Raw genomic sequence first — 23,209 nt, 5'->3', positions numbered from 1 at the left:
CGCCAATTATCTCGCCGCCATCAAACTGGTCTGCACCCGCCTCTGCCTCGCCGCGTAATGAATCTACGCGTCAATCACAGCTGGGGAACTGCCCCAGAAATTGCAACCACATCGAGCGCATGTTCGCAAAGTTCAAGCAGCAGCGACATATCGGCACCGGTTACGATAAAACCGTCCTGTCCTCAGAGAGCTCCCTTAACCTTGCCGCAGCCAACCTACGGACGAGGTCTTTTGTGAACACGGCCTAATTTGGCAGGGGGTCCCTCTTCCCCGCGCCCCGTGTATTGCGCCGAGTAGTCCGTCTCCCGCTCCTGCGAAGACGTCTTTGCATCAGATTTCCTAACGACGGCGCCGGCAATCTTGCCGCGACCACGCTGTTGACACCGATCAGAACCAGCATCCCCGTGTCAATTGCTTCCGCATAAGCGTAACTCATGACATAGAGGCACAGAAGCAGCGGAGTACGCTCAAGTGCTGTTCCCGTTCGTTCGGGGCGCAAGAAGGCGAAATGAAAAGCGCGCCAGATCGTCGCCGCAAGATAGGCGATTGCAATGACTATCCCTACGATCCCGCCCTCTGCTGGCACACGGTGCACCTCGCCATGAACGTTCATGGCAAAGTCCGTGGCGCCGAAGACTTCGAATGCCCATGCGCGATAACCGGTGGCGCCTACACCGAGAAACGGATTGTCCTTGAAGAGCTGCCAAGCATTGCGATTGACGAATTCGCGGACCAGATCGCTGTAATCGCCGATGTTCTGAAAGGTCGAAAAATAGCGGTCCGAAACTGTCGTCACGTCGATCGGAGCCGCTTGAAATCGGTTTGCGAGATAGCCGTTGTCCCACCCCGTCGAGGCGGCAAGGAGAATTAGGAGTATTCCCCCCCCAAACAGAAATATCTTCGCCCGCCAGGTCAGGGTCGAAAAAGCCGCCGCTATGACGAACAGCAGAAAAGCTTTTCTTTCCGCACTCGCCGCAATCAGCCAGACAAGAACCGCCATGACTATCGGAAAAGGGACCCTTCGCCGGATTTCATCCTGAAGCGCGAAACATAGAAAGACAGTCAATGATATCACGGTCTTGGTATCAGATAGATATTTCCACGTTTGATATTTCCCGATCGACAGATGATAGATGATGAGATGCGCGAAGATCGCGACACTGACGATCGCAATGAGCTTTAGCGCGCGAAGCGCGTGTTCCTCACCAAGATGCCAGGAATAGAGATAAATGCCCGTCAATCCGCCCGCTACGATGCAAAATTGCGCGGTGCGATACATGCCTTCGCCTGTCGACACCAAAAAAGCACTGACGGTCGCGCTGGCAATATAGAGCAGCCCAAGAACGAACACCATATTCACACGGCCAATGGCATCGCGTCCAGCCCAAATGCCTGTGGCCAGAACGAGCATCGATACAGTCTGAAGGATGGCGATCTTGTAAGCGAGTCCAATAAGCAAAAACAAAAACGCAGCGAGCAGAATTCCGAACAAGTTTCGGCTTTCCTTGCCGGACCTTATTCCAAACATAGAATGACGGTTGCGCGCCGACTGTGAGATTTGCTTTGCGCGACGACGAAAAATCGACTGCTTCATTAACCTGCGCTCTCGCTTTCCATTGATGGCGCATATGGAAAGCGTGTCGCTTTATTCAGCATCTGGTACTGTCCTTTATATGCTGCAGTCGGATATGAAATTCACGCACGCATCCGCCATATCAATGTTCGGTTTATCCGATGATGCTTAAGAAACCAACTGCCGACAGGGTACTTTGGCCTTTGCTCTCATGCTGCAGGTGCATATAGGCCCTGTAGCCCTCGAAATCTTCTCTTGGGCGCACGATGCCAAATTAGATCAGGGGAAAAGCCGCTATGCGAACCGTCATGGTCACCGGAACTGCGGGTTTCATCGGCTTTCATCTCGCCAAGCTGCTTATTGCCGAAGGCTTTCGTGTCGTCGGTGTCGATTCCATGACCGATTATTATGACACCGCGCTTAAGCAGCGTCGCCATGCCATCTTGCGCGAAAGCAACGCCTTCAGCGCCGAGGAATTCGATGTCCTCGATTATCCGCGCTTGCGTAAATTCATGGACCAAGCAGCGCCTGAGGTTATCGTTCATCTCGCGGCGCAGGCCGGGGTGCGTTACAGCCTCGAAGAACCACGCGCCTATGTTGAAACAAACATTACCGGCACATTCAATGTCATGGAGTGCGCGCGCGAACTGGCGGTCGATCACTTGCTGATGGCTTCAACCTCTTCGGTTTACGGGGCCAACGAAGAAATGCCCTACGCCGAGACGCACAAGGCTGACACACCCATGACGATCTACGCCGCCACGAAGAAGGCGAACGAAGCCATGGCCCACAGCTATGCTCATCTGTGGAATCTGCCGACGACTATGTTCCGGTTTTTCACCGTCTACGGTCCTTACGGAAGGCCGGACATGGCGCTGTTCAAATTTACCAAGGGGATCAAGGACGGCACGCCTATCGACATCTACAATCATGGCGAGATGTGGCGCGATTTCACCTATGTTGAGGATCTGGTGCGGGGCATCCGCCTGTTGATCGACGTTCCGCCCAAACGTCCGGACAGCCGGGAGGATATTGCGCAAGGCGATAGCCTGTCCGCCGCTGCGCCATTCCGAATCGTCAATATTGGCAATGGCGATTCGGTCCGACTCGAGGATTTCATCGATGCGCTTGAACAGGCGATCGGCAAGCCGGCGGTGCGTAACTATATGGATATGCAAGCTGGAGATGTACCTGCGACCTGGGCTGATTCCTCGCTGCTTTTCGAGTTGACCGGCTATCGACCGCAGACCGACGTTCGCGAGGGAGTGCGTCGCTTCGTGGATTGGTATGAGGACTACTACTCCGAATAGTGCCGCACCTGCGCCATCCCCCTTCCCAGTGTCCCTTAACCAGACAATACTTATTCGTCAGTTTGACCGCACACGGTCGCTCTGCTGAAAACAGACAATGGTCCGGTCTGCCATTTGGCGATCGGAAACAAACAAACATAAGGCTCGGCAATGAAAACGCACGGCTCTCTCCACTCGGAAACCAAAGAATGGTCGTCGTCCTTGTCTCGGATACGAGGCTTTTTTCTTCTGCTATTGTCGGGCGCGTTCGGAACGCTGCCTGCATCGCAGCAGGCATGGTCACAGTCCCGAGAGATTTCTTTAAAAGTACTCACTGTTTACGACGACAATCTGTTCCAACTAACCGACGATCAAAAAGACGCGATAGATCCGTCGGATGAATTCAGTACGTTTGTCGGCGCAAATCTGGAATATAACACGCGAATATCGCTATTCGATATCACGGTGAATGGTGATATTGGCGGACGGTTTTACGCCAATAACAGCCAATTTAATTCGGAAGAATATCGTCTCGCTGGGCGGACCCAATATCTGGCGGAAAGTGGGTCGGCGCAGTTTGATGCCATGTTGAGCCGTCAAAACCTGAGTTTTAGCGATCCCTTGTTTCGTGGAACCAACATTCGCAGCCTAGAACGGTTCAGCGTTCGCGGCGACCGGCGAATTCTTTCAGATTTTCACGTAGCCGGTTCCGCGCGGGTGTCGTCGAGCTCCAGTCCAGGGTCGGACTTACGTGGGGTCAATAATACGATTTACGCTTATTCAGCTGGAATCGAATATGTCTCCCCGATCAAGAACCGTATCGGCGTGGGATACTCCCAATCGCGAAGTGAAGGCGATGGTCTTCGCACCGTCCTGATCGGCGGTGATCCGATTCTCTATTCGCCAGAGGCAAGCAGCGAAGGTGTCTATGCCGAAATCATATGGACGGCGCCGGTCACCTATTCGCTAAGCGGGCGGGTGGGGTATACTTGGCATGACGACCGTTCTCCGCGCGACATCGATTATCAAGGATTGACGTATAATGTCGCAGCCAGCTGGGCGCCATTACGTTCGCTCAACATCGCGGCCCGTGCGGTGCGGTCCTTTTCCAGCAATGACGAATTGTTCTCGAATGGCGTGGTGCTCAACAGCTACTCGCTTGGAGTGAGCGGCACGGCCTATGGTCGACTGGGGTTCAATGCCGGCATCGAGCGGGCGGAACGCGAATTTCGCTTTCTGCCCCGCAATGGCCTCGAAGACAGCATGAATCGAACTGACAAGTTCTGGGTCCTTCAGGCCGGATTGAATTACGAATTGGGCTCCGGGATCAATGCTGCGCTTTCTGCAAGCAGGGTCTTGATCGACGACAGCACGATTGCGGATGATATTACCTCGAACGCGATTACGCTGACCTTGCTGAAAAGTTTTCAGTTTTAACTGTACGGTCAAAGCGTTCAGAGGGCTTGGAGTTAATAATGGAAACGGTTAGAGGTAGGACTTTGTTGCAATGCAGCATTGTGCTGCGCATGCAGAATGGCAGATTAGCTTGTGCCGGGTCCGAGGCTTTGCGTTGTGAATTTATGTTTAAGGGGTGAGATGACCGAGCGATCGCAGGCACCAGTCGCAGCCATCCTGACCTGCTACAACGAAGGGCCTTATATAGGCGAGGCGGTTCGCAGCATTCTCGACCAGAGCCGGGCCGACCTGATCCGGGAAATCGTCATCGCCGATGATGGTTCGCATGATGACACCCTGGCAACCTTGCGTGAAATCGAGCGATGGGACGACCGTATCCGCGTCCTTTACGGGTCCGGGGGCGCCGGGTTGCCCGGACAACGGTGTTGGGCAATTTCCGAAACCAGCTCGCCCTATATCGCCATCCTTGATGGCGACGACATATGGGTCAAACGCAAGCTGGAGTTGCAGGTGCCGATCTTGGACGAACGACCGGAGGTCGGAATGGTGTACGGTCGTTTCTTCACCTTCCCCGATTTCGACAAGGATCGAGCGCTGCTTGCCAACACGATCGACATTTCCAAAGCGGGCGACTTGCCGGTTACCTATTTTCTGAACGATCCGCCGATTATTCCGTCGACCACGCTGATACGACGGGACTGCTACGACGCGTCGGGCGGTTTCGATCCACAGGTCAAGGTTTTCGAGGATACGGATTTTTTCCTTCGTATCATAGCGGTTGCCCGTCTAGGCTTTGTCGACGAACCCCTGCTGTACAAGCGCAATCGCAACACCAGCATCACCGGCGGCCGCAAGGATCTGATGGCGCACCATGCCTTTGTCGCATTGCGTGCCGCGGCGAATGAGCCGGAACTTCTGCCCCTCGTGCCGCGGCGACTGGCTGAGCGAGCGCGCAAGCTTGGCAATCATCGATTTTTATTGAACGACCGGGAAGGTGCGCTTTTATGGCTGCGCTTTGCCGTCCGGCTTCACCCGTTCAACCGTCGCAGCTGGATGTCGCTCGTGGCCGTATCGGTTGCCCCCGGACTGGCATTGCGAATGCTGGGACGCGCGGGACGCGAACGCCAGTCGGCGTTGGGAGTAAACTAGCACATGCCTAGCACTGTCATCCTCGTCACATGCGAGTATCCCCCCTTTCCCGGCGGGATCGGTACCTACTCGGGCCGTCTTGCCGCTGTCTTGGCCGCGGACGGGCATCGCACGATCGTGATCTGTCCAAGATATGATGGTGGGCAGGATCTAGACGAGCCGACCGGCATCGAATATCACCGCGTTCTGAAGCATCATGGAATTCGCCCGATAGCGGCGGCGACATTGCTGCGCGTATTGCGCCGCGCGCCGCGCGATGCGATCCTGATTGCGGCAGATATCCGAACCTTACTGCTCGTGCATTTGCTACAACCGCTGCATCGGCGTCCGTATCGCGTGATGGTTCATGGTAGCGAGGCGCACAAGTTCCGCGACGGGTCGCTTTTGTTTAAGCTGGTACGTCGTGCCTATCTGAGTGCGGACCAGGTTCTCTACAATTCAGAGGCGACCGGTGCGATCTTCCGCGCACAGGTGGGGCAACCCAAAAGCGACACTGTGACCTATCTCGGTGTTGACGATGCTTGGTTCGAGGATCCGCTCTCTTCCGCGTTCGAGCATGAGGCGCTTGCCGAAATACCGCCGGAAGCCAAGGTTTTCTGTTCGGTCGGAAGGCTCGAGCCGCGTAAGGGACAGATCGAAACGGTGCGCGCCCTCGCATTCGCGCGGGACCGTCTGAGCATGGACGATCCGGTCTATGTCGTGGTCGGCCGCGCGGAAGATCAGGCCTACGCCGACGCGATCATGGGCGAGGCGCGCAAATACAAGCTGCGCACGATTCTCACTGGCAAATTGTCTATGGACGATGTGAAGCGCGTCTATCGCCGTTCGACCGCGCATCTGCTCTTCGCGCGCCCACTGCCGGGAAAGGTGGAGGGTTTCGGTCTAGTCCTGCTGGAGGCGGCAGCGCAGAAATGCCCGTCCATCGCCGCGAAAACCGGCGGTATTCCGGAGGTCGTTGCCGATACCGGCTTGCTGGTCGAGCCGGATAATATTGAGGAACTCGCATCGGCAGTTCTGCGCATCACTCGCGAGCCGCAAGCCGAAGCGACGATGGGCGAAGCGGCCTGCAGGCGGGCGAAGGACTTTTCCTGGCGCAAATGCGCGGAACGGACGTTCCCAAGCCTATACGCGTAAAATTGAAGCGGGGGCGCGGTATTCCGCTTATTCCGACGCGTACAGAGCGTCCAGGGACAGTTTTTCCGTCCCTTCTTCGACAATGCGGCCATCGCGCAGCAGCACGACATGGTCGGCAACGTCGAGGAGGGCGGGCCTATGCGTAATTGCCAGAATGCTTGTTTCGTGCCTGATATCGGCTAGCGCCCTCACCACCTCAGCTTCGGTGACCGAGTCCAGCGCGCTGGTTGCTTCGTCAAGCACCAGCAATGCCGGCTTGCGTAGCAATGCGCGTGCGAGCGCGAGCCGCTGACGCTCGCCACCAGACAGCATCTGGCCGCGATCGCCCACCGCAGTATCGAGCCCGTGCGGCAGACGCCTGATCGTGGCGAGTATATGCGCTGTCTCCAGCGCCTCCTCCATTTCGGCATCGGTGGCATCGGGGCGAACCAGATGGAGGTTTTCGCGGATCGAACCATGAAACAGCACCGGATCTTGCGGCACCAGTGAGACATATTCACGCCATGCCCGGCGATTGTCATTGCCTAGCGTCACCCCGTCGATGGTAAGACTGCCGCTATCAGTTGAAAGGAGGCCCAGCGCCAGGTCCGCAATTGTGGTCTTGCCGCTACCCGTACGCCCGACCAGCGCGGTTAGCTTGCGAGCGGGAATGACAAGGGACACCCCGTCGAGGGCGGGCGCCTTCGCCCCGGCGTAGGTCAGCATCACGCCATCGAAACGCATTTCGTGGTGCAGGCGTGGCGCATCCACCACCGCCGAGACAGGCTCCTCCTCATCCATCGAGTATTGCGCGATCATCCCGTCCAGTCGTTCGAGACAGGGCGCATTGGATTCTATTTCGCGAAGAGACGTCTGGATGGCTTGGGTGCGCCCACTTAATCGGAAGAACAGCAAGAGAATGATCAGCACTTCGGCCTGTGTCGTTTCCGCGACTACGAGCGATGTATAAACGAAAAGCGAAAGCCCGATAATCATGGCGGATTGCACGATCAGGTTCACCCGGCCCTGCAGACTTACATAGGCGCGCACGGTTTCTTCCTGCTCGATCATCAGATCGTCGAGTGTGCGGGCATAGCGCGGCTCGAGCGAAAACGCCTTGTTCACCTTCAGAGATGACAGGAAGTCCGAAACGGTGCGGGTTTGCCCCGTTCTGATGTCGAGCGACCGCTGCCCGATGGCGCGCACCTTTTTGTGGAGCGGCACCTGCATCAAGAAGATCAACCCGGCCAAGGACAATGCCACCACGGTCAGGAACGGTGATATCAGGCATGCCACGGCCAGATAGATCGCCACAATGATCGCCGCTTTAGTAGCGGATAGCGAGGAATAAGCCAGCGCACTGAGGCGATCGACCTCGGCCGTCAGATTGTGATGCAAATCGGCCGTTCTTTGCGAGGCGAGTACGCTCCACCGGGTCTGGCTGATCGCCGTGAAAAGGGAAAACCGCGTTCGCCGTACAAAACGGGTGATAAGCGCGGAGGTGCGCAGATCCGAGCTTCGCTGCACGAGCACTCGCACGATCACCAGTGCGATCAATATCGCCAGCACCACGCCGATATGGATTTGCAACTCGCTGTTACCGGCGAAATCGGACACCTTTCCGGGGAGCGGGAGGGTTAGTAATGCAGCCCCCGGCTCCGCATAGGTGATGAGCGGGATCAGCAGGCCGATCGTGATATTCTCGGTCAGCGCCACGATCAGCGTCAATCCCAGCGTAAGGACAAGCCGCTTCGGTTCCGGGGCGGCCATACGCCGCAGAACACCAAGCCAGCCCGAGACGAACTTGCCTGGTCTCACTCCGCAGCCTCAAGCACCGATAGGACTTCGTGCAGACGGTCGATGCCGGAAGGAACGGTCAGAATGGCAATTTCCACGTTGCGCGAAACGGCGCTGCATTGCTTTAAATGAAGCGCTTTGCGTTCGGCGCTGGTGAAGGCATCGCGATATTTGGCCATGTAGGTATGTTCGACCATCGCGCGGAACCCTGCAAAATCGTTCAGCCTTTCATACCCCGCCTCTTCGCCGCGACGCAGGACGCAGATTCGCCTTATTGTACTGGTTTGCGGCATGGCGGGCCTTGAAAGCCGGACGCGAAGTTTGGGGTAACCTTCGAAACTGACCGGCAAAATTTTCGCATCGGCAGGCGCGAACGCCTCGACTGCTGCGCTGCTCAGCTTGACGAGGGCATAACCGGGCTCCACCCAAGGAGTACCATCTGCCGCGATACGCACGGGGAGGATGTCGTCGGTAAACAAGGTTCCGACATTCGACGCGAACCACCCGCCGGTCGTCGACTTGCCCGCTCCGCTATCGCCGACAAAAACGGTCAGCCCGTCCTTCAGCAATACCGCATTGCCATGCAGTATGAGCATTCCGCGCCGATGCAAGTAAGTCGCCAGAACCGGGCCGAGCAAAGGAAGGCTGAGATCGGGGTGACGAATGCCGATCACGGGTGAAATCGTGATGGTATCATCCGTGATATCGTATCGGCCAACGGCGCCGAAATCCATGCGCTTACCTAAAAATGCCGATCCGTCGGGGCGCCGATTTTCGATCGCGGCTTGGAATTCTTCAGGATCGAGTTCGGGGCCGAGCCTAATGTAAAGGTCCACATCGCCTTCAGGTGCGGGGTCGAGTTCGGCAAATGCGATATCCGATCTGATGCGCAACCCGAAGCATTGGTAGAAATACGCGTTTTGAATAGGGCGCCTCTGTGTAAGGCCTCTCTGCATATCCGTCATCGATCTCTTTCCTCAAGCCAGTGGCTCAGGATCGTCACGCGCCAAAGATAGAACAGATCGAGCGGGCCGATCTCTCCGGTCTGCAAGTCGTGCAGCAATCCGCGGGCATGACTTATGTTAACATAGTGCGAAACTCGCTCGGCGTCCTCGTTCAGCGCATGCGAAATCAATGCAACGGATTCCGCTCTGCGCAGGCTGTTTTTGAAACGGAATACGTAATTATATTTATCCGGCCGCCATGCGACCTCTTCCGGGAGTATTCCCTCCATCGCGCGGCGCAGGAGAACCCGTGGCCAGCCGCGTGACCATTTCTCCTCCCCCGGCAGCGAAATCGCCAGCTCGATAAGATCCTTATCCCAAAATGGATAACGGAAAAGAAGCCCGCTCGGCGTACGGGTTTGATCTAGGCCTTCAAACGCCTCGACCTGCATTGGATTAAAGAGATTGGCGATATGGCTGCGCGCGGAAAGGGGGAGCCTCGCATCTACTGCGGGGGTACGCGCCGAGTCATACCGCTGCGAGAACGCGGCCGCGTCGGCCACGCGGGGGGAAACGTATTGCATCCATGACGACGCTACAGGTGCTTTTGGCGCGGGGTTAAGCATCCGCACGAACCGCGCCGCCCTGCGCGCCATTGGCGAACTAGCAAGGAACAGATCTCTAAATACCCTCGCTCTCGAAAAACCTAGGACATCGGTGTCACCAATTTCGGACCAGAGCCGGCTCCATTGCTTCGCCTGTGCCAACTCACGCAGGAAGGAAGAGCCTGACGACACTATTTCGTCACCGCCATGACCGCAAAGAATGACCTGAGCGGTTCCGGTTGCCGCCACACTACGCGCCACATATTGTGCAAGGGCATTGTTGGGTCCGTAAGGTGGCCGATCCAGCGCCCTGAGCCGTGTCGACAAATCGTCGAAGACATTGATAGCATCAGCGTCTATAAGCACCGGATGTGAGAGGCCGTATTTGCGCCGGACCGCATCGGCGTAGGGATCCTCTCCGTCGGGATCGTTTTTATAGAATGACGTATAAGTCGGGAGTTCCCGTCCGCCGCGAACTTCGCGTGCTGCAAGACTCGTGATTGACGACGAATCCAGCCCCCCGCTCAGCAAAGCGCCTATTTCCCCGTTCGCGCGCATGCGGCGGCGAACCGCGATCGAGAGGCGTTCGGCGAACCGTTCGGGCGCGTCCTTCCCGCACGATCGCACGGTTGTGTCTAGGGTATAATAGCGGCGGACGATGATCTCGCGCCCACGTATCATTACGATGGATGCGGCCGGTACGCGCTGGATTTGTTTGAAGATCGTCTGTTCCGGTTCCGCCGCATGAATATTGGCGATGTAATCCACGATCAGATCTTCGCGCAGCGCACCCCGAAGATCGGGTTCGGCGGCCAAGATCGCCTTTATTTCGGACGCGAACACAAACGAGGAACTGGTGTTTGCGTAGTAGAGCGGTTCCACGCCGAAACGATCCCGCACCAGAACGAGGTTCGCCTCTACCCTGTCCCACAGGAAGATCGCGTATTCACCCTGGATATATTCGACAAAATCGGTCCCCCAGCGCAGATAGGCGCGATAGACCAGCACTTCATCGGATGGGGTCGCATCGAGACCAAGCGTTCTAGCCAGCTCATCCGGATCGTCCAGCCGCCCGGACAGGCCGACGATTGCGCGATCCGCGATATGAAGACCGTCGAACGCCGCCGTGTGACCGAGTTGCGCAACGATGCCCTTGTCAGCGTCGAGCATCCTGACCGCAGGCGTGCCGCGATAAGCGACTGCCGACACCATCCGACCTGCACGGCGCTGAAGCGCTTCAGCTCCATGCTCGCCGATGATTCCGGCAAGTCCGCTCATACGAATTCGGCGATCTGGCGAAAAGGAGCGATCTTGGCATCGGGCCCACCGACCATGGTAATTCCTCGAACCGAAAGCCATGCATGGGCGCGAACCGTGTTGTCTTCGCCAAGACGAACGCCGACATGCAGAACGGATTGCCGGTCGAGAAGATTCATGAGTATTTTTCCAAGCGATGCTTGGGAAAGACAGGTTTTGCTCGGGGACAGGCGAATTGCGCGCCGAACCGCACGCTGAACGATCGTCACTTCTCGAGCGGTCGCCTGCGATTTGCCGGGGCCATTGGGCAAAAATCGGTGCACCATCTCAAACCGGCCCATGCGAACGGCCAGCCCGATCAGAAAGCCGCACGGGATGGCAAAGGCCAGCAACGTGACTTCATTGAGGAAAAGTCGGCGAAGGCGACTATTGGCTGTTTTCGACACGTCCGCTTACGATCAGCCCCGCCGTTTCCAGCCCTTCGATAAACCCGCGGACATCGCCTGCGATCTGGCTGCGTTCGGCGTCGTATTTGCTGGTGAGATCATCGACGATGCTTTCTTCGTCCGCGCCATCCTCGATCTTGCGCCAGATCTCGATGCCCATCTCGTTTAACCTGAAATAGGCATTCGACGAGAGGTCAAGGACCACGAGGGACGATTCAAGCTCCGCCGTGGTTACAGAGGAGTTTACAGTAAAACCATTCGACAAAGCAGTCTCCGCCTAGCCCGAGATTGGGCAAATGGCTCCGCCATGGCCAATGCACCATGGCGGAGCCGAAAGAATTACGACAAGGTCAGCTCGCCGTCGGGAGTGCCCACCGGGAAATCGAAGTCGAGAGTCGCGCCCGAGGAATTGCCCATCGTGAGCTCCTCGAAGGAGCCAATCATTTCCAAAACAGGGGAAACATACGTGCTTTTATCCGTCATAACAATCTCCATCGTGCTAGCCTCGGTACAACCCTTAGCAAGTGCAGCATTTGCGTTAACCATGTTAACAAATGGTTAATGCTTGGGGCCCTTGTTCGGCGACGGCCATACGCGGTCTCCAATCCCTCGTCAGGAAAGTGTTTTTCGAGGTAATTTAAGTTTTGTTCGTCTGACCCCAAGGTGGAGAAAACACAGGCGAGATACCTGCGTGCGGGGGACGCATTCCGCCGCCGTAACAAGCAAAGATTTCTCTTTTTATTTCCATGATATCGGGCGATATTCGCTCCTAAATGGGTGACAGGATTCACTATGGCTGTTGAAGTTCAGCAACGTGCATTGGTTACAGGCGGCGCCGGTTTTTTGGGATCGTTTCTGTGTGAACGCTTGATTGAAGACGGCCGAGATGTCGTCTGTGTCGATAATTTTTTCACGGGCCGGAAACGGAATATTGCCCATCTGATGAGCAATCCGAATTTCGAAGTGCTCAGACATGACGTTACGATCCCGCTTTATCTCGAAGTCGATGAAATCTACAATCTGGCGTGTCCGGCAAGCCCTGTTCACTATCAATATGATCCGGTATCGACGACAAAGACGAGCGTCCATGGTGCCATCAATATGCTTGGCCTTGCCAAACGTACCAAGGCGCGAATTTTTCAGGCTTCGACATCTGAAGTGTATGGTGACCCGCTCGTGCATCCTCAGCGCGAAGATTATTGGGGGCACGTCAACCCGATCGGACCGCGTTCGTGTTACGACGAAGGCAAGCGTTGTGCCGAAACATTGTTTTTCGATTACTGGCGCCAGTTCCAGTTGAAGATCAAGGTCGCGCGAATCTTCAATACCTATGGTCCGCGAATGCGCCCCGACGACGGGCGCGTGGTTTCGAATTTTATTGTGCAGGCATTAATGGGTCAGCCCATCACTATCTACGGGGATGGAACGCAAACTCGCTCTTTTTGTTATGTCGATGATCTGATCGATGGATTTATCGCCATGATGCACAGCCCCGCGGATATGACCGGACCGATAAATATTGGAAACCCGAACGAATTTAAGATCGGCGAACTCGCCGAGCTGGTCATCGAATTGACGAATTCGCGATCGGAGATCGTGCATAAGGCTTTACCCGTGAACGATCCGAAGCAACGTCAGCCCGACATTTCGCTGGCGAAAGACGCGCTCAATTGGGAGCCAAAAGTCAAGCTTCGCGAAGGCCTCGTCAAGACGATCGCGTATTTCGATGGCTTCTTGCGCGAAAAGGGCGCGATCGGTGAGGACAGCGCGGCAAATCTGACCTCAAAACGCGATGAGCGCGTATCATGAGAACGGTTCTGGTGATCGGCGGTGCCGGTTACGTCGGCTCACATTGTTGCAAGGCTTTCGCTGCCGCAGGCTGGCGCGTAGTCTGTTTCGATAATCTTTCACGCGGCTGGCGCGACGCAGTGAAATGGGGCCCGTTAATTGAGGGGGATCTGCTGAACCGGGGCGAGATTAGCGCCGCGGTTCGGGATACGCGGCCCGATCTTATCGCCCATTTTGCCGCATTCGCCTATGTCGGCGAATCCGTTGCTAGCCCTGAAATCTATTATCGGAACAATTGCGTCGGTACGATCAACATGCTCGATGCGATGCTGGAGTACGAGGTAAAGCCGCTACTGTTTTCGAGCACGTGCGCGTCCTACGGTATTCCGCAGCATCTGCCGATCGACGAAAACCATCCACAGGTTCCCATCAATCCCTATGGCGAATCGAAGCTCATGGCAGAAAAGATGCTCCGCGATTATGGCGCGGCACATGGGCTGCGCACCGTGGCATTGCGCTATTTCAACGCCGCGGGGGCCGATGCGGACGGAGAGATTGGCGAACGGCATGAGCCGGAAACACACGCCATTCCCCTCGCGATCGAGGCCGCCATCGATCCGGATGCTACGTTTACGGTCATGGGCACCGATTTCGATACGCGCGACGGGAGCGCTGTTCGCGATTACATCCATGTCACGGATCTGGCCTCGGCGCATGTCGCGGCGGGCGCGTTCGCACTTGCCAACGAAGGAAGCCATATTTTCAATTTGGGCACGGGCGTCGGCACAACCGTACTGGAACTGCTTGCCGCGGTCGAACGCATAGCGGGACGTCGCCCTTCGGTGGAGATGGGCGGCCGACGTGCGGGCGATCCGGCGGCTCTGGTCGCATCATATGAAAAGGCGCAGCGGGTATTGGGCTGGCAACCGCAATGCTCCGACATCGATACGATCGTCGATACCGCTTTGGCTTGGAGGCGAAGCAGGGCGGGCGCGTAGTGGAAGTTGGCGATATCGATCATATCTTAACAATGTTAATGGTGGCCGACCGAGGTGCGGATCATTCCGACCACAATTGTACGAAGGGTTTGCCAACCATTGGATCATGCGTGGCTCGACGAGCGCCGGTGAGCCGCCTGAAGACGAAGCGCATGATATACGCGGCGGTTGACGTGGGAGCAGTCTGGAGCATTTCGAACAGCAATTGGCTCGACAATCTGTACATCCGGCTACGCAACGCGCGAAGAAGCATCCATTTGAGCATTTGAAATCGCCCCCGGCGGGCAATCGCGACAAGGGCGGGATGACGGTCGACCGTTTCCTCTATGCACAAGTCCCGCGAACGCAGCATCTGTTGAAAATCACTGGACATTCCCTCGGGCATTTCGCGGTAGCCGACCAGATGTTCCTTCACCACCGCGAAGTTGTAATGTTCGGCAATTGCCAGATACAGCTTGTTGTCTTCGCAGCCTTGGGCGTTACGCGCGCGCAGGGTTTCGTCATAACCGCCAGCATGCTCGATCGCGGCACGTGTTACGAGGGGCGAACTCGCGTGCCCTACGATGTTGTGGACGCATAATTCCGCGAGAACGTTTCCCTCCGCCGTGTGACGGGATTCGAACTCGATAATTCGACCTTGGCGATCGATCTTGGCGAACCAGGTGTAAACGAGCCCGATGTTCGGGAACGCCTTCAAGACATCCAACTGGCGCTCCAGCTTGGCAGGGTGCCAAAGATCGTCGGCGTCAATGGGCGCAATCAGATCCGCCGTGCTTACGCTGATCGCCGTGTTGCGGGCCTTGGCAACGCCGCCATTGGCCTGTTGAATAACCCGCACACGCGGGTCCGACGCGGCATACTCCCGTGCAATATTGAATGTATTATCTGTCGACCCATCGTCGACCACGATCACCTCGATAAGGCTGTGTGTCTGCGCAAGAACGCTGTTCAGCGTATCGGTTAACGTGTCTGCGCTGTTATAAGCTGGAATGATGACCGAGATGAGGCGTTCAGAACGATGATCGTCGGCATTGGGCTGTGAGGGGGGCAGTGGGCTCATGCCGGCTGCCATTTACAAGGGGGTAGAGCCTCAACCACTGGAACGAGCGCCCGGTTCGCGCATAGCAAATTGCTCTTTTCCCCCTCGCAGCTGATCTTGTCTGGCCTTTCCCCGTTATCGATATGTTGCATAGCGAGGTTCTGCCGAAAGGAACCGTTTGCGCTCTTATTCCTCAAGCGCATTTGTCGTCCAGCGTCGTGGTGGCGATAATTTGCCCACATCCTCGGTCGAGCCGGTAATGTTCAAGGGGTAAGCATGCCAATGGTAGTCATAAGCGTATTCCCAGCCAGCGGGAAATATCCCGACGCTGACGAAATAGCGGCCCGCGGCGAGATCGACACGGTCGAGTTCGAGGCGGACCACGCCCTTCTTGCCCGTATCATTTAAAATGGCCTCGTCGGCCTCTGTATTTACGTCGAGGCATTTGATTTCCTCTGCCGTTGCGATCGTGACGCTGACGATCGGTGCCGAAATGCCTCCTTCGGTGAAACAGACTTCGATGGAAAGGGGCGCGCCCGTTTCGATTGCATCGACGATAGCTTCCGAACGGTCCCGCAGGCTTACCGCATCGATTCTCTTCTCGAGCGAACCAAATCGATTTTCATGCGCGCGTAACACGATGCCCCCCGTGCTAATCTCATCGGGCATTTCGGAATATGTCCGCTCTCGGGTTTGCTGCGCCATGGCCGCGCGATACTCACCGCTCAGGACATCAGGCGGGCCGTGCGCAACGACTTCTCCCTTTCGCAACCAAAGGGCGTCAGTGCAAAGTTTCTCAACTTGGGAAAGATCGTGCGTGATCAAAATGATGGCCGATCCTTCGTCGCGATGGCGGCGAATACGGTCAAGGCATTTGGCCTGAAACGCAAGGTCCCCCACCGACAGGACCTCGTCGATCAGCAAGACGCCGGGATCGGTATGGATCGCAACCGAAAAGCCGAGGCGCAGACGCATGCCCGCGCTGTAGGTGCGCACAGGGCTGTCGATGAAATCTTCCAGTTCGGCAAAGGCAATTATTTCATCCATGCGCGCGGCGATCTGTCTGCGGGTCAGCCCGGCAATTACGCCGCCGATTAGCACGTTGTCGCGCCCACTAAGTTCCTGATGCATGCCAGCATTCAGCTCGAGAAGGCCGCTTATGCTTCCCGTGGTCACGACCGAACCTGTATCGGCCCGCATGACGCCGCCAACGATCCGCAGCATCGTCGATTTGCCGCTGCCGTTATGACCGATGATCCCGAGCATCTCTCCCGGCTTCACCTGAAAACTGACGTCGCGGACCGCCCAGAAATGATCGGAAACCTTCGCAGCACGAAAGCCGCGCCGCATGGCTTCCCTGATCGAACTGGCGCGCGGACCGTCATAGCGCGCGAAACGCTTGCCCAGATCGCGAACTTCGACCGAGCCGCTCATCAAAGCTCCTCTAGGAAACGATAGCGCGCACGGCTGAATATCCGGACGCCGAACACGAGGAACAGGCAGGACCCCGCCGTGATGATGCCAAGTGCGGTCCAATTCGGCCAAATGCCGTACATAACGATATCGCGATAGGACGAAATGACCCACGTCATCGGATTAAACCGAAACATGACGTGAAAATCCGGCGGCACGTTTTGCAAGGAAAAAAAGATCGGCGTGACGTAATATCCCAGTTGCAAGATGATCGGCAGAATCTGCTCCACATCGCGCAGGCCGACATTGAGGGCCGCGATGATGTACGCAACCGAGAGGATGAAAAGAAACTGCGCGATGATCACGACCGGCAGAGCGATCAGCACAAAAGTTGGCGTCCCGCCGTCAATCCAGGAGAGCGCGAGAAGAAGCGGGAATGCGATCGCGAGATTGAGCAGTGCAGATAATACCGATATCACCGGAAGCGCCGCGACAGGAAAGCCGGGTTGCGCGACGAGTCCCTGATTGGCCGATATGCTGGTGACCGAAGCGATAAGAGCCTGTTGCGTCCAGTTCCACACGATAATCCCTGTAAACGCATAAGATGCGTAGCGGGGAATATCGAGATTAATGACACGCTGAAACAGAAAATAGAAAATCAGCAAGAACATGATTGGGCTGGCAAGTGACCAAAGTATGCCGACTTTCGTATGCTTGTAACGACCGCGAAAGTCCCTGCTGACCAAAAGCAAGACAACGTCTTTCCAATGGTTAAGGCGCATCTTCAAGTCAGGAGATATGCCCCCCATTATGTATGACCTTGTCGCGTGTAGGGTAAAAGAGATCTTCTACGCCGAGCAATCCACACCAAATGGCTGCGTTTCTAAACGTAAGCGAAAAGTGCGGATGATCAAGTTTGTTCGCTGCATGAGAGCACTCCAAGGCTGCTTACCGCCACCCCTCTCAGTAGGTTCACTGCTCTGGCAAAAGGACCCGCCCGGCCTTGCTTGCTGTATCCAGCATGCCCCCCTATGGATTGCATGTGCCTTCATTGTCAGGACAGATTTGATGCAACGCTCTCCGGCACATTCCGATCCATCGGCAATACAAAGTTGCCAATCCATCGAACCATTTGCCGACATCTTTCGCTCACCGATCGACAAGGCGTCGCCAATTATGGCGGGGCGACCGGCTCTGGTCATTTTCGAAGCAGACGGTCTGCCGGCCGGTCAACAATGGCTGAAGCCAGGCGAGCAAGCTGACCCATCCGAGGAGATTGCCGCGCGTATCGAGGCACGGCGCGAGCGACCGATTCGCGCGTCCGCCGGCTATTCGACAAGCGTGGTGATCTGCACCCGAGACCGCCCAGAAGAATTGCGTCGGTGTCTGGCAAGCTTTGCCGATCAAAGCTGGACACCCGACGAATTGATCGTAGTTGACAACGCCTCTCGCGATCAACGGACCCGGGACGTCGTATTGTCCGCCGGGGCAACCTATATCCGTGAGGACCGACCCGGGCTCGACTTTGCGCGCAACAGCGGGGCGCGCGCGGCGCACGGCGATATTGTGCTTTATACCGATGACGATACCGAACTTCACGAACGGTGGGTCGAGAGCACGATCGCCGCGTTCGATGCACCCGACATCATGGCCGTGACGGGCCTTGTTCTGCCCGCCCGTCTCGATACCGAAGCGCAATGGATATTCGAAACCGAATGGAGTTTCGGGCGCGGGTTCGACCGTATCGATTATGGCTACGATTTTTTTTCTCAGAATGGCAGATATGGTTGCCCTGCGTGGATCGTCGGTGCCGGCGCGAACATGGCCTTTCGCCGGATCATATTCGACCGTGTCGGCTATTTCGACGAGAGGCTAGATGTCGGACAGGCGGGTTGTTCGGGCGACTCCGAGTTTTGGTACCGTATACTCGCCGCAGGTTATATCTGCCGCTACGAACCGTTGGCGGTGATGTTTCATCATCATCGTCTGGAGATGTCGGGATTGGCCAGTCAGATCTATCACTATATGCGCGGGCATACAGCGGCGCTTATGGTTCAATATCAACGAACGGGGGAGACCGGTAACCTACGGCGCGCGTTTGTTCTGCTTCCTAAATACTATTTGGACCTTGTCGCTAACCGTCTGAAGAATGGCTTGACCAACAAAAACCGCTTCCTTGCCGAGCAGATCAAGGGTGCGGCCGCTGGAATATGGTTCTTCCTTCGGAACAGGCAAATTCCCGCGCCGCCCGCGGAGTCATCCAATATCCCCCGACGGTGAACCGAACGGCAGGGTGAGTCCTGCATCCGCGGTCACTCCATTTTTCAGAAACGGCGCACCCACGACCGAACCGGACTTCCTGCGCATTTTCTGTCGAAAGAACTTCGCGCCAAGTTTGGCGCGCCTCGCCACCATGCGTAACGGGCGCGATTCGGGGCGGCGTTCGTGGATCAAGGTCATGCAGTTCTGCCAGTTCAGGGCATCGAGCTCACGCCAAAGCATCCATTCGAGATAATGGCGCCGCCCCCACTCCAGTTCGAGGCGCGAGCTGGGATGGCGCGCGGCCATTTCCCCGCGCACGATCGCATCCGAACGCAACATTTGGGAAACGTCGCCAGACATTGCCGCAGCCGTGGACCGATAACCTACGAGGTAGTCCGGTATGACGGCAAAATGGCTGCGTTCGGCAAGCAAAAGATAAAGTTTCCAATCTTCGCATCCTTGCGCCTTTCGAGCACGAAGTGACGGATCGAAGCCGCCGACGCCCTGTACCAGATCTTTGCGCATCAATGCAGAACTGCCATTGCCGACGAAATTTCCATAGAATAGCTGCGGCAAGACATCGCCGGCGTGGGAGGGCGAATTGGCCCGTGAGATGACGCTGCTTTCCTCGTCAATGACCGCGCTCCAGCAATAAACGAGGCCCGTATATGGACCCGCGGAATGCATGGCGCGCAATTGACGTTCGATCTTACGCGGGTGCCACAAATCATCCGCATCGACCGGTGCGATGAACTCTCCTTTTGCCAGTTCGATACCGTGGTTACGCGCCGCCGCGACCCCGCCGTTTTCCTGCGTGACCAGACGTATCCTCGGGTCAATAGCAGCCTGCCTTTCCGCCACGTCGCGGGTATTGTCCTTCGAGCCATCATCGATGACGATAATCTCGAGGTTTCTGTGGCTCTGCTCGCGAATGCTCAGAAGCGTCTCATCAAGTGTCGCAGCGGCATTGTAAGATGGTACGACCACGCTGACGAGATCATCGGTTGAGTGGAACGGTTCGATAAGGCACCTGTCAATCTTGTCGCGCTCCGGAATGAAGCGCCTCGGTAGTGCGGGGTTACGGCTGTTCAGTGCACGGTTAAATCATTTTGTAAAACCTTGCACATGCTTCACATCTATTCTGATGCGCCCACAACGATGCGGGCGGATCTGTCTGTTCCTTCTGAACCGTGACAGCCCCGCCTTTGAAAACCGAAGGGAAGCACGCATGTGACAAAGCCCGATAGGATCGTGGCGCGTGCTAGATAGTTAGCCCCGCGAGACCATTGCGCGATAACGTTGGACCGCTTTGGACAAAGCCAACTTTGAAACACAATTTTCGCGAACTTGTGGCATTGTCTGTGCCGATTTGCGAAAACCCGTAACAATCGGGCAGAAAAGGAAAGACTATGCGGCGCACCATGACCACGACCCCTATCGAAGGGCAGCGTCCGGGAACGTCCGGGCTGCGGAAAAAGGTAACGGTCTTCCAGCAGCCTTCCTATGCAGAGAACTTTCTTCAGTCCGTGTTCGACGTGGTCAAGCCGGGCAGCGACGCCACGCTCGTGATCGGTGGGGACGGTCGCTTTCACAACCGGACTGTTATTCAACAAGCCATGCGAATGGCCGCGGCGAACGGATATGGCCGTGTCCTAGTCGGGCGCGGAGGTATTCTTTCCACCCCCGCAACGAGCCACATCATTCGTAAATATGGCGCTTCGGGCGGCCTCGTTCTCTCGGCGAGCCACAATCCCGGGGGTCCGCAGGGGGACTTCGGAATCAAGTATAATATCGCGAACGGCGGCCCCGCTCCGGAAGCGGTGACCGAAGCCATTTACGCTCGTACGGTTGAAATCAATCGTTGGTACATTGTCGATGCACCGGATATCGATCTCGATACTTTGGGAGCGAATCAGATCGGCGATATGCGCATCGAGATCATCGACCCGGTGGCCGATTATGCCGATTTAATGGAGGAATTATTCGACTTCGATGCCATCCGGGCGGCGGTCGCCGGTGGTCTCAGCATGAGCTTCGATGCGATGGGGGCTGTTACCGGACCCTATGCGACCGAGATTTTCGAAAACCGTCTTGGTTTCACAAAGGGTACGGTTCGCAATGGCACACCGCTCGATGATTTCGGCGGACATCATCCCGACCCCAATCCCATTCACGCGCACGAGTTGTATGATCTTATGATGAGCCCGGCTGCGCCTGATTTCGGCGCGGCGTCCGATGGCGATGGCGATCGCAATCTTATCGTCGGACGCGGCCGGTTCGTAACCCCGTCGGATTCTCTCGCCATGCTGGCGGCCAATGCGCATCTGGCTCCTGCCTATAAAAAGGGATTGCAGGGTATCGCCCGTTCGATGCCCACTAGCGCCGCCGCGGATCGCGTGGCCAATGCGCTGGACGTACCGTGCTATGAAACCCCCACGGGATGGAAGTTTTTTGGCAACCTGCTCGATGCCGGTTTCGTGACGATCTGCGGCGAGGAAAGCGCCGGCACGGGGTCCGACCACGTACGTGAGAAGGATGGGCTGTGGGCCGTGTTGCTATGGCTCAATATCCTTGCGGAGCGGCGCATTTCCGTCAACGCGCTGGCTCTCGATCACTGGAAAAATTATGGTCGGAACTATTATGCCCGGCACGATTACGAAGGCCTTGAGGGACCGGCAGCAAATGCGCTGATGGCGGAGCTAGAAAACGGCCTTCCCACGCTCGCTGGCAAAAGCTTCGGTCCGCTTACGGTGAGAGCGGCGGACAATTTCGCCTATAGCGATCCGGTCGACGGCTATAAAACCCCAGAGCAGGGCGTGCGCATCTTTTTCGAGGATGAATCGCGCGCCGTATTCCGCCTGTCCGGCACGGGAACGGAAGGGGCGACGCTAAGGATGTATCTCGAACGCTATGAGCCCGCCGAGGGCCGCTTGGACGAAGACACTACATATATGTTGGGCGAATTGACGGAAGCAGCAAAGACAATTGCCGCAATAGAGAAACACACCAAACGCACATCTCCAGATGTCGTGACATGATGCTATCAGCTAGGCCGTGAACCCATTAACGGGACGATGCCTGAGCCTTCATAAGCTGTTGCACCGCCCAGATGGCAATCGGGACTGCCAGAATCACGAAGACGATAATTCGCGTGTTCCATTGCTCCCCGCTGAAGAATGCGATCAGGGCGGTGGCAAAGAAGAACAGCGTCCAAGACATCCACGGTTTCATAGCAGCCATCTTATCATGCCTTCCCTCTCGGAGCGAAAACCGAGTCAGCGTCGGCATGAGCCGATATGATCTGACTGACTTCGAATGGCGTGTAATCGAACCGCTGCTGCCCAATAAGCCACGAGGCGTTCCGCGGTCGATGATCGCCGCGTGCTGAACGGCATCTTTTGGGTACTACGATCAGATGCGCCGTGGCGCGATCTACCGGAGCGCTATGGCCCACGCACTACCTGCTACAACCGCTTTGTCCGCTGGCGAAAGGCGGGCGTCTGGGGTCGGATGATGGACGCCATCACCTCTGCGTATGATGGTGACATCCAAATGATCGATAGCACTTCTATCCGGGCGCACCAACAGGCTGCGACGGCAAAAAGGGGGATCGAGATCATTGTCTCGGTCGCTCCCGAGGCGGGCTCACGACCAAAATCCATGCTGTCGTCGACGCGCAAAGGCTCCCGATCCAGCTCTGCCTGACTGCTGGGCAGGCGCATGACGGGCAAGTTGCCGACGAACTGCTCAACCATCTCGGGCCGCGCATGATCGTGCTTGCCCACAAGGCCTACGACGCCGACCGCATCCGCACGCTGATCGAGGAACAGGGTGCCACGCCCAACATCTCCGCCAAATCCAATAGAAAGTTGAAGCCGTGTTTCAGCAAACGGCTCTATCGCGAGCGCAACCTGATCGAACGGTTCTTCTCCAAGCTCAAACACTTCCGCCGCGTTGCTACCCGCTACGATGAGCCAGCCGGTAACTTCCTCGCCATGGTCCAACTCGCCTCAATCCGGCTATGGCTCCGCGCTTATGAGTCTACGACCTAGGCTCAGGACCTATTAAAGGGATTCTCCTGACAGTCTGATGCTTATTCATTGGCGGCGCTCAGGAGGCG

At 56.6% G+C, this 23,209-nt stretch carries 20 protein-coding genes and 1 pseudogene; 9 read left to right on the top strand and 12 right to left on the bottom strand.

The genetic code is table 11. The features are described from left to right. Positions 1–244: 244 nt before the first annotated feature. Positions 245–1,594, bottom strand: coding sequence for an O-antigen ligase family protein (locus Q0897_RS15110; RefSeq protein ID WP_299310211.1), 1,350 nt, complete (start codon positions 1,592–1,594; stop codon positions 245–247). Between the two features lie 275 nt (positions 1,595–1,869). On the opposite strand from Q0897_RS15110, the gene Q0897_RS15105 reads away from it, so the two are divergent. The 4 genes from Q0897_RS15105 (at position 1,870) to Q0897_RS15090 (ending at position 6,561) form a co-directional block, all read left to right on the top strand. Next, positions 1,870–2,883 (top strand): SDR family NAD(P)-dependent oxidoreductase, encoded by a 1,014-nt coding sequence (locus Q0897_RS15105; protein ID WP_299310210.1) that lies wholly within the window; start codon positions 1,870–1,872, stop codon positions 2,881–2,883. 150 nt (positions 2,884–3,033) lie between these two features. Then, entirely contained in the window at positions 3,034–4,299 is a 1,266-nt protein-coding gene (locus Q0897_RS15100) for an outer membrane beta-barrel protein (protein ID WP_299310209.1), read from the top strand. 159 nt (positions 4,300–4,458) lie between these two features. Continuing rightward, complete coding sequence (locus tag Q0897_RS15095) at positions 4,459–5,427, top strand: glycosyltransferase family A protein (protein ID WP_239806119.1); 969 nt, start codon at positions 4,459–4,461, stop codon at positions 5,425–5,427. A gap of 3 nt (positions 5,428–5,430) precedes the next feature. Then, positions 5,431–6,561: a glycosyltransferase family 4 protein gene (locus tag Q0897_RS15090; RefSeq protein ID WP_299310208.1), complete on the top strand. Its 1,131-nt coding sequence runs from the start codon at positions 5,431–5,433 to the stop codon at positions 6,559–6,561. Positions 6,562–6,588: 27 nt separating this feature from the next. On the opposite strand, the gene Q0897_RS15085 is transcribed toward Q0897_RS15090, so the two are convergent. The 6 genes from Q0897_RS15085 to Q0897_RS15060 all read right to left on the bottom strand — a co-directional run bounded on the left by Q0897_RS15085 (position 6,589) and on the right by Q0897_RS15060 (position 12,072). Next, entirely contained in the window at positions 6,589–8,256 is a 1,668-nt protein-coding gene (locus tag Q0897_RS15085) for an ABC transporter ATP-binding protein (RefSeq protein ID WP_299310207.1), read from the bottom strand. Positions 8,257–8,354: 98 nt separating this feature from the next. Then, the gene (locus Q0897_RS15080) at positions 8,355–9,302 is read right to left on the bottom strand and encodes a hypothetical protein (RefSeq protein WP_299310206.1); all 948 of its coding nucleotides are present in this window, start codon (positions 9,300–9,302) and stop codon (positions 8,355–8,357) included. After that, positions 9,299–11,164, bottom strand: coding sequence for an asparagine synthetase B (locus Q0897_RS15075; RefSeq protein WP_299310205.1), 1,866 nt, complete (start codon positions 11,162–11,164; stop codon positions 9,299–9,301). The genes Q0897_RS15080 and Q0897_RS15075 overlap by 4 nt, the downstream gene beginning before the upstream one ends. After that, positions 11,161–11,535, bottom strand: coding sequence for a lasso peptide biosynthesis B2 protein (locus Q0897_RS15070; RefSeq protein WP_299310204.1), 375 nt, complete (start codon positions 11,533–11,535; stop codon positions 11,161–11,163). The genes Q0897_RS15075 and Q0897_RS15070 overlap by 4 nt, the downstream gene beginning before the upstream one ends. 34 nt (positions 11,536–11,569) lie before the next feature. After that, the gene (locus tag Q0897_RS15065; RefSeq protein WP_299310213.1) at positions 11,570–11,794 is read right to left on the bottom strand and encodes a PqqD family protein; all 225 of its coding nucleotides are present in this window, start codon (positions 11,792–11,794) and stop codon (positions 11,570–11,572) included. 134 nt (positions 11,795–11,928) lie between these two features. After that, a complete protein-coding gene (locus tag Q0897_RS15060; RefSeq protein WP_239806112.1) occupies positions 11,929–12,072 on the bottom strand; it encodes a lasso RiPP family leader peptide-containing protein in 144 nt (47 codons plus the stop codon). Between the two features lie 309 nt (positions 12,073–12,381). Here Q0897_RS15060 and Q0897_RS15055 point away from each other — a divergent pair, with 309 nt between their 5' ends. Continuing rightward, positions 12,382–13,398 carry a UDP-glucuronic acid decarboxylase family protein gene (locus Q0897_RS15055; RefSeq protein ID WP_299310203.1) on the top strand — a complete coding sequence of 339 codons (1,017 nt, stop codon included), beginning with the start codon at positions 12,382–12,384 and terminating at the stop codon, positions 13,396–13,398. After that, positions 13,395–14,375, top strand: coding sequence for a UDP-glucose 4-epimerase GalE (gene galE / locus Q0897_RS15050; protein ID WP_299310202.1), 981 nt, complete (start codon positions 13,395–13,397; stop codon positions 14,373–14,375). Before Q0897_RS15055 ends, galE begins: the two co-directional genes overlap by 4 nt. 61 nt (positions 14,376–14,436) lie before the next feature. Here the strand turns inward: galE and Q0897_RS15045 are convergent, their stop codons facing one another. The 3 genes from Q0897_RS15045 to Q0897_RS15035 all read right to left on the bottom strand — a co-directional run bounded on the left by Q0897_RS15045 (position 14,437) and on the right by Q0897_RS15035 (position 17,609). Further along, a complete protein-coding gene (locus Q0897_RS15045) occupies positions 14,437–15,435 on the bottom strand; it encodes a glycosyltransferase family 2 protein (protein ID WP_299310201.1) in 999 nt (332 codons plus the stop codon). A gap of 165 nt (positions 15,436–15,600) precedes the next feature. After that, positions 15,601–16,848 (bottom strand): ABC transporter ATP-binding protein, encoded by a 1,248-nt coding sequence (locus tag Q0897_RS15040; protein ID WP_299310200.1) that lies wholly within the window; start codon positions 16,846–16,848, stop codon positions 15,601–15,603. Further along, positions 16,848–17,609 (bottom strand): ABC transporter permease, encoded by a 762-nt coding sequence (locus tag Q0897_RS15035; protein ID WP_299310212.1) that lies wholly within the window; start codon positions 17,607–17,609, stop codon positions 16,848–16,850. Before Q0897_RS15035 ends, Q0897_RS15040 begins: the two co-directional genes overlap by 1 nt. A gap of 286 nt (positions 17,610–17,895) precedes the next feature. Between Q0897_RS15035 and Q0897_RS15030 the strand changes: the two genes are divergently transcribed. Next, a complete protein-coding gene (locus Q0897_RS15030; RefSeq protein ID WP_299310199.1) occupies positions 17,896–19,107 on the top strand; it encodes a glycosyltransferase family A protein in 1,212 nt (403 codons plus the stop codon). Here Q0897_RS15030 and Q0897_RS15025 read toward each other — a convergent pair. Beyond that, on the bottom strand, positions 19,084–20,076 hold the full coding sequence (locus Q0897_RS15025; protein WP_299310198.1) for a glycosyltransferase family A protein: 993 nt from the start codon (positions 20,074–20,076) through the stop codon (positions 19,084–19,086). The two genes, Q0897_RS15030 and Q0897_RS15025, sit on opposite strands and share 24 nt — an antisense overlap. Before the next feature lie 422 nt (positions 20,077–20,498). On the opposite strand from Q0897_RS15025, the gene Q0897_RS15020 reads away from it, so the two are divergent. Continuing rightward, complete coding sequence (locus Q0897_RS15020; protein WP_299310197.1) at positions 20,499–22,127, top strand: alpha-D-glucose phosphate-specific phosphoglucomutase; 1,629 nt, start codon at positions 20,499–20,501, stop codon at positions 22,125–22,127. Positions 22,128–22,152: 25 nt separating this feature from the next. On the opposite strand, the gene Q0897_RS15015 is transcribed toward Q0897_RS15020, so the two are convergent. Continuing rightward, complete coding sequence (locus Q0897_RS15015) at positions 22,153–22,329, bottom strand: hypothetical protein (protein ID WP_239806104.1); 177 nt, start codon at positions 22,327–22,329, stop codon at positions 22,153–22,155. A gap of 46 nt (positions 22,330–22,375) precedes the next feature. Between Q0897_RS15015 and Q0897_RS15010 the strand changes: the two are divergent. Next, positions 22,376–23,141, top strand: a pseudogene (locus tag Q0897_RS15010) (IS5 family transposase). Positions 23,142–23,209: the final 68 nt, after the last annotated feature.

The organism is uncultured Croceicoccus sp. (assembly GCF_947496385.1).
In the GTDB taxonomy this organism is placed as follows: Bacteria; Pseudomonadota; Alphaproteobacteria; order Sphingomonadales; family Sphingomonadaceae; genus Croceicoccus.
Note: the sequence above shows the minus strand (reverse complement) of the source record. Positions and strands in the feature narration are given on the sequence as shown.